At 58.9% G+C, this 5,307-nt stretch carries 6 protein-coding genes and 1 pseudogene; 3 read left to right on the top strand and 4 right to left on the bottom strand.

Annotation, left to right across the window (positions count from 1 at the left end):
- Together NW845_RS12250 and NW845_RS12245 are read right to left on the bottom strand one after the other, a co-directional pair.
- Positions 1-260, bottom strand: a pseudogene (locus NW845_RS12250) (RNA-guided endonuclease TnpB family protein); the annotation flags it as partial.
- A gap of 139 nt (positions 261-399) precedes the next feature.
- Positions 400-915, bottom strand: coding sequence for a bifunctional nuclease family protein (locus NW845_RS12245; protein ID WP_414366662.1), 516 nt, complete (start codon positions 913-915; stop codon positions 400-402).
- 65 nt (positions 916-980) lie between these two features.
- On the opposite strand from NW845_RS12245, the gene NW845_RS12240 reads away from it, so the two are divergent.
- Positions 981-1,757 carry a cobalt-precorrin-6A reductase gene (locus NW845_RS12240; RefSeq protein ID WP_414366661.1) on the top strand — a complete coding sequence of 259 codons (777 nt, stop codon included), beginning with the start codon at positions 981-983 and terminating at the stop codon, positions 1,755-1,757.
- On the opposite strand, the gene NW845_RS12235 is transcribed toward NW845_RS12240, so the two are convergent.
- The gene (locus NW845_RS12235) at positions 1,754-2,110 is read right to left on the bottom strand and encodes a single-stranded DNA-binding protein (RefSeq protein ID WP_414366659.1); all 357 of its coding nucleotides are present in this window, start codon (positions 2,108-2,110) and stop codon (positions 1,754-1,756) included. The genes NW845_RS12240 and NW845_RS12235 overlap by 4 nt on opposite strands.
- Before the next feature lie 313 nt (positions 2,111-2,423).
- On the opposite strand from NW845_RS12235, the gene NW845_RS12230 reads away from it, so the two are divergent.
- On the top strand, positions 2,424-4,580 hold the full coding sequence (locus NW845_RS12230; RefSeq protein WP_414378726.1) for an NAD(P)H-quinone oxidoreductase subunit 5: 2,157 nt from the start codon (positions 2,424-2,426) through the stop codon (positions 4,578-4,580).
- Here the strand turns inward: NW845_RS12230 and NW845_RS12225 are convergent.
- A complete protein-coding gene (locus NW845_RS12225) occupies positions 4,577-4,717 on the bottom strand; it encodes a hypothetical protein (RefSeq protein WP_414366655.1) in 141 nt (46 codons plus the stop codon). The two genes, NW845_RS12230 and NW845_RS12225, sit on opposite strands and share 4 nt — an antisense overlap.
- Before the next feature lie 362 nt (positions 4,718-5,079).
- Between NW845_RS12225 and NW845_RS12220 the strand changes: the two genes are divergently transcribed.
- Positions 5,080-5,307, top strand: a 228-nt coding sequence (locus NW845_RS12220) for a zinc ribbon domain-containing protein (RefSeq protein ID WP_414378727.1), incomplete at its 3' end; no start/stop codon positions are given.

Here is a 5,307-nt window from a genome sequence, read left to right as displayed (position 1 = left end):
AACCGGGAGTAGTGGTCTCTGACCCGGTTCAACCGCTGTCCATTCCAGTGATCCCCCTCAGAGGTCTGGGCAATATCCCTCCTACCCAAATCCACGCCCATTGCCTTGACGGCGTGCTCCGGCTCTGGTGCTTCAGACTCCACGCCAATCTGGATGTAGTAGGAACCGTCTTGGCGTTTGACCAACGTGGCTGCTTTGGGATGAGAGCCTGCTAGCCTGCCACGCTGGTAGTGACCTATATCTAGCTCAAAGCGTTCGCGTCGGTGGTCAGCGACACCGTCGGGTCCTTTGAAAGGGAGGAGAGAAGTCAACCCAAGCAGACCCCTAGGCTAGCGAGAGTAGAGACCGGCCAATGGCTTCAGCTCCTCCAGTAGGGGACAGCTCAGGAAGGCTATAACTTCAACTGTCTGCTTCCGTGGGGTGGTCAGTGAAGGGGTGGCTGCGAATAAAGTCTTTGGGCGTTACGTTTTCCACAAACTTGCGGAAGGCCTCTCGCTCTGCTTCGTCAGCATCTTGGTTCATCGGGATCGAGGCTTCCGCGATTACCTCTTCTACAGTCCAGATGGGGGCATGGGCCCGCAGGGCAAGGGCAATGGCATCGCTGGGGCGGCAGTCAATCTCCTGCTTCTTATCGCCGCAGACTGTAACAAGCACTGCATAGAAGGTATTGTCCAGCAGGGCATGGATGATAACCCGCTCCAGCTTGATCCCCCAAGCTTTCCAGGAGTTCAGAATAAGGTCATGGGTCATAGGGCGGAGGGGCTTTTGGTCGTCCAGCGCCTGCAGAATGGCGTTGGCCTCCGCTCTTCCTACCCAGATGGGTAGGGCACGCCGCTCATGGGTATCGCGCAAGATGACAATGGGAGCCTGGTTGACAGCGTCGACCGCGATCCCAGCCACATGCATCTCGATCATGAGCACTCGCCTCCAGCCTTTAGACCTCGATCGTATCCACTGGTAGCAAACTTTGGCAACACAACATGGGCTCGGTTCGTAAATCACTTGAAGTGGCCCTCATCGGTGGCAGCAGCGAAAGCCGCAGCTTGGCCCACGTCCTCAGCCATGAGGGGATCCCTTGGATAGCCACCGTCACCACCGAGGGGGCCAGAAGGCTATATCGGGATTTGCCGGGGCAAGTGATAGTTACCCGATTTTCGCCCCTGTCTTTGTTACAGTTTCTACAGGAACACGGGATCCGCGTGCTGGTGGATGCTTCCCATCCCTTCGCCCAAGAGATCTCGCAACTGGCCATGCAGGTGACCGCCCAACTGGGGATCCCCTACCTGCGCTACGAGCGCCCCCCGGTGGCATTGGATCCCTGGGTACAGGTAGCGTCAGACTGGCAGGTGTTGCTCACGGATGGCGTACTGGCAGGGCGGCGGGTGCTGCTAACGGTGGGGGTGAAGGCATTGCCCCTGTTTGTGCCCTGGCAGGATCGCTGCCAACTGTGGGCGCGGGTGCTGCCAGAGTCGGTTCCCCGGGCAGTGCAAGCCGGGATCCCTGCCGAGCGGGTGATTGGGATGCGCTTGCCCCTCAGCTTGGAGCAGGAACTGCAGCTTTGGCAGAGGCTGGAGCCCCAAGTGGTTATTAGTAAGGACTCTGGAGAAGCTGGTGGCCTGGCCATCAAGCAGGCTGTGGCTAAAACTCTGGGGATTCCCCTGTGGGTAATCCAACGGCCACTCTTAAGCTACCCCTGGTGTAGTCAAGACTTGGCCGAGGTGGTGCGGGAGTGCCAACGTCGGTTGGAGGGGACTTAGAACGGCTCCTCTGCAGGCAGGTCAGGCTCGCGATCTTGACGGGATCCCAGCAATTCCAGCCGATCCACGGCGATGATCGGCCTCTGGCGATCCTCCCCAGTGGTTCGATCTTTCCAGCGATCGAACTTGAGGCTGCCTGTTACCCCGATGAGGCTGCCCTTGCGCACATATTCTCCGGCCACTTCAGCGGTGCGCCCCCACAGCTCCAGGTTGAACCAATCGGGCTTGTCCTCTCCTTTGCGGAAGCGGTTGACCGCCAAGCTAAAGGTACACACCACCTTGCCCGACTCAAAGTAGCGCACCTCTGGATCCATTCCGGCTCTCCCCACCAGGGTCACCAGGTTTAGGCTCATGGGCTTTTCTCCAGACAGTCTGTGGCTTTCAGCCTTCAGTTGTAGCGCTTACAAGGGATCCCTGTCATCTTGCCACAGGCTTAGGGATAACTTTCAGCCTATCTTCCGATTCTCCTGCGGGGATCCCGGTTGATCGGGAGGAAAAATCTTTGCTCTCATGGATTGGGTGACTGCAGGGGGGCGCTGATTGTGTTGCAAAGATTTACAATATCAGAAGCCCCAGAGCAACTGCCGGCCTCTGACCCGTAGACAGATTCCCACCGGCCAGCAGGGAGGGTTCACTACCGCAAGAGAACGCATTCAGCAGTATCCCATGGAATTCATCTACGCATACGCCTGGTTGATCCCCGTCTATCCCCTGGTGGCAGCCTTTTTGCTTGGCCTAGGCATCCTGGTGTTCAACGCCTGGACAAGGGCCAACCGCTCTCTAGCCGCCTTTTTGAGTGTGTTCGCAACGGGGACGGCGATGGTTCACGCCTTTGCCCTCTTGGCCAGCCAACTGCAGGGCCATGAAACCGTCCTCAGAACCATCACCTGGGCCCAGGCGGGATCCTTCTCGCTGGACATGGGCTTTGTAGTCGACCACCTCAGCGCCATGATGCTGGTGGTGGTGACCACCGTGGCCTTCTTGGTACAGATCTACTCCGATGGCTACATGGCCCAGGATCCCGGCTATGTACGTTTCTACGCCTACCTGAGTCTGTTCGCCTCCTCGATGCTGGGCCTGGTGCTCAGTCCCAACCTGGTACAGATCTACATCTTCTGGGAGCTGGTGGGGATGTGCTCCTACCTGCTGATTGGCTTCTGGTACGAGCGGCAGGCGGCGGCAGAGGCAGCCCAGAAGGCATTTGTGGTCAACCGGGTGGGCGACTTTGGTCTGTTGCTGGGCATTTTGGGCTTTTACTGGATTTCTGGAACCTTCGAGTTCGAGGAACTGGCCCGCAATGTGGAGCAGATGGTGGCCAACGGCTCGGTGAGCAGCAGCTTGGTTGCCCTGTTTGCCCTCTTGGTGTTCTTGGGGCCGGTGGCCAAGTCGGCTCAGTTCCCGCTGCACGTGTGGCTGCCGGATGCCATGGAAGGTCCCACGCCTATTTCGGCCCTCATCCACGCGGCCACCATGGTTGCTGCCGGAGTATTCCTGTTGGCACGTATGTTCCCAGTGCTGGAAGGGATCCCGGCAGTCATGAACCTCATTGCCTGGACAGGGGCGGGCACGGCTTTCTTGGGGGCCAGCATCGCCATTACCCAAAACGACATCAAAAAGGGCCTGGCTTACTCCACCATTTCCCAACTGGGCTATATGGTCATGGCCATGGGATCCGGCGCCTATGGGGCGGGCTTATTCCATCTGATGACCCACGCCTACTTCAAGGCGCTGCTCTTTTTGGGCTCTGGCTCCGTAATTCATGGCATGGAGGCGGTGGTGGGCCACGACCCGGTTTTGTCCCAGGACATGCGCCTGATGGGAGGGCTGCGCAAATACATGCCAGTTACGGCCATCACGTTTTTGATTGGCACACTGGCCATCTGTGGGATCCCGCCCTTTGCCGGCTTTTGGTCTAAAGATGAGATTTTGGCTGCGGTTTTTGAGCACAACCCAGCCCTCTGGGGGGTGGGCTTCCTCACGGCGGGGATCACCGCCTTCTACATGTTCCGCATCTACTTCCTCACCTTTGAAGGGGAGTTTCGCGGCACCAACCTGAGACTGCGGCAGGAGGTAGCCGTCAGCCAGGGCCGACCGGTGCCGGCTTTTGCCTACGCTTTTGCCGGGAAGGAGCCGGCCTTTGGCCCCGGTGCCATGAACATTTACGAAAAGCCCCAGCCCAGCAGCCATCCTGAAGCTGTGGAAGACGGGCACGATGGGCATGGCCACGCTGCCGAGCCGCATGAGTCTCCCCTGTCGATGACGATTCCGCTGGTGGCGCTGGCGGTTCCTTCGGTGCTGATCGGCTTGGTGGGCACTCCCTTTGCCAACTTCTTTGAGGCCTTTATCCATCCGCCGGGCGAGACTGTGGCGGAGGCCGGATCGGTTTTGCCGCTGGTGGCAGCCGAGTGGCAAGCGGTGCTGGCTGGCCACTTCGATTGGACGGAGTTTTTGGTCATGGCGGGCAGCTCGGTAGGTATTGGGCTGATTGGCCTTGCCCTGGCCAGCCTGATCTACTGGCAGAAGCGCATCGATCCGAGCACCTTCCCCCAAAGCCTGCAGCCGCTCTACTACTTCTCGCTTAACAAGTGGTACATCGACGATCTCTACGATCGGGTCTTTGTGCAGGGCACTCGCTTTGTGGCGCGGGAAGCGCTGGAGGTGGACAGCCGCATTGTCGATGGGGTGGTCAACTTGACGGGCCTGGTGGCGATGGTCAGCGGCGAAGTGATGAAATACCTGGAAAACGGCAAGGCGCAGTTTTACGCTTTGATCATCTTTGCGGCGGTGGTGGTAATGGTAGTGCTTTCTGGGGTTGGGGTCTAGCCCATGGGCCAGAGGCTGATACAGGCCGCGGGATCCCGATACACCCGCAGCGCCGAGCGGGAAGGAAAGCGACGCAGCCAAATGCAGTAGTCGTCGCCGCCGCTGGCCAGCCAGCGATCCCCAGGAGCGCTGGCCACTGCCCCAATCCAGTTGCCGTGTTCGGGATGAACACTGAGAAGCTTTCCGGTGAAGGGATCCCAACGCTTGAGGGCGTAGTCCGCCCCGCCTTCCGCCAGTTACCGACCCTCAAGAGCTAGCTAATCTGCCGTTCGTGCTAGCGGGACGTAGTCCTTGAAGCCCCGCTCTGTACCCCCGTACATGGGGGGACTGGGGGTCGGTCGGAGTCGCTGGGGAGAGGCGGGAACATCCCAGTTGTGAATAGGTACAATACTCTCACCAGGAGAATTGCCTACCACTGCCGCTTGCGCCCTATTCCCAGGCAAGTCGCCTGGATGGACGGCTGGCTGGAGTCGCTGCATAGGCAGTACAACTCTACAAAATTGAGCAGAAAGGTGGTCTGGTCTTGTTTCTTCCTACACAAACCCTCAAGCCGTCTCAGCGCTGTCCAAAGTGCGGTGCTGTTCACAAGGAGTGGGCAGAGCTAAGTAACCGTTACCATGTCTGCCCTGCTTGTGGTTTTGCGATAGAGAGGGACAGGGGAACGGTGATGGTTTTCTACAACGTTGCTACTAATCAGCAACCGGGGCTGGGAACCCGCCTCGTGAGT

Origin of the sequence: Synechococcus sp. H60.2 (genome assembly GCF_047462315.1) — a bacterium.
GTDB lineage: Bacteria > Cyanobacteriota > Cyanobacteriia > Thermostichales > Thermostichaceae > Thermostichus.
The sequence above is the reverse complement of the archived record's forward strand: the minus strand, read 5'-3'. Positions and strand labels throughout refer to the sequence as shown.

What these genes read in the sequence shown, in the direction of transcription:
- NW845_RS12235 (WP_414366659.1), bottom strand. Translation starts at nt 2,110, where the DNA reads ATGAGCCTAAACCTGGTGACCCTGGTGGGGAGAGCCGGAATGGATCCA.
- NW845_RS12230 (WP_414378726.1), top strand. Translation starts at nt 2,424, where the DNA reads ATGGAATTCATCTACGCATACGCCTGGTTGATCCCCGTCTATCCCCTG.
- NW845_RS12240 (WP_414366661.1), top strand. Translation starts at nt 981, where the DNA reads ATGGGCTCGGTTCGTAAATCACTTGAAGTGGCCCTCATCGGTGGCAGC.
- NW845_RS12245 (WP_414366662.1), bottom strand. Translation starts at nt 915, where the DNA reads ATGATCGAGATGCATGTGGCTGGGATCGCGGTCGACGCTGTCAACCAG.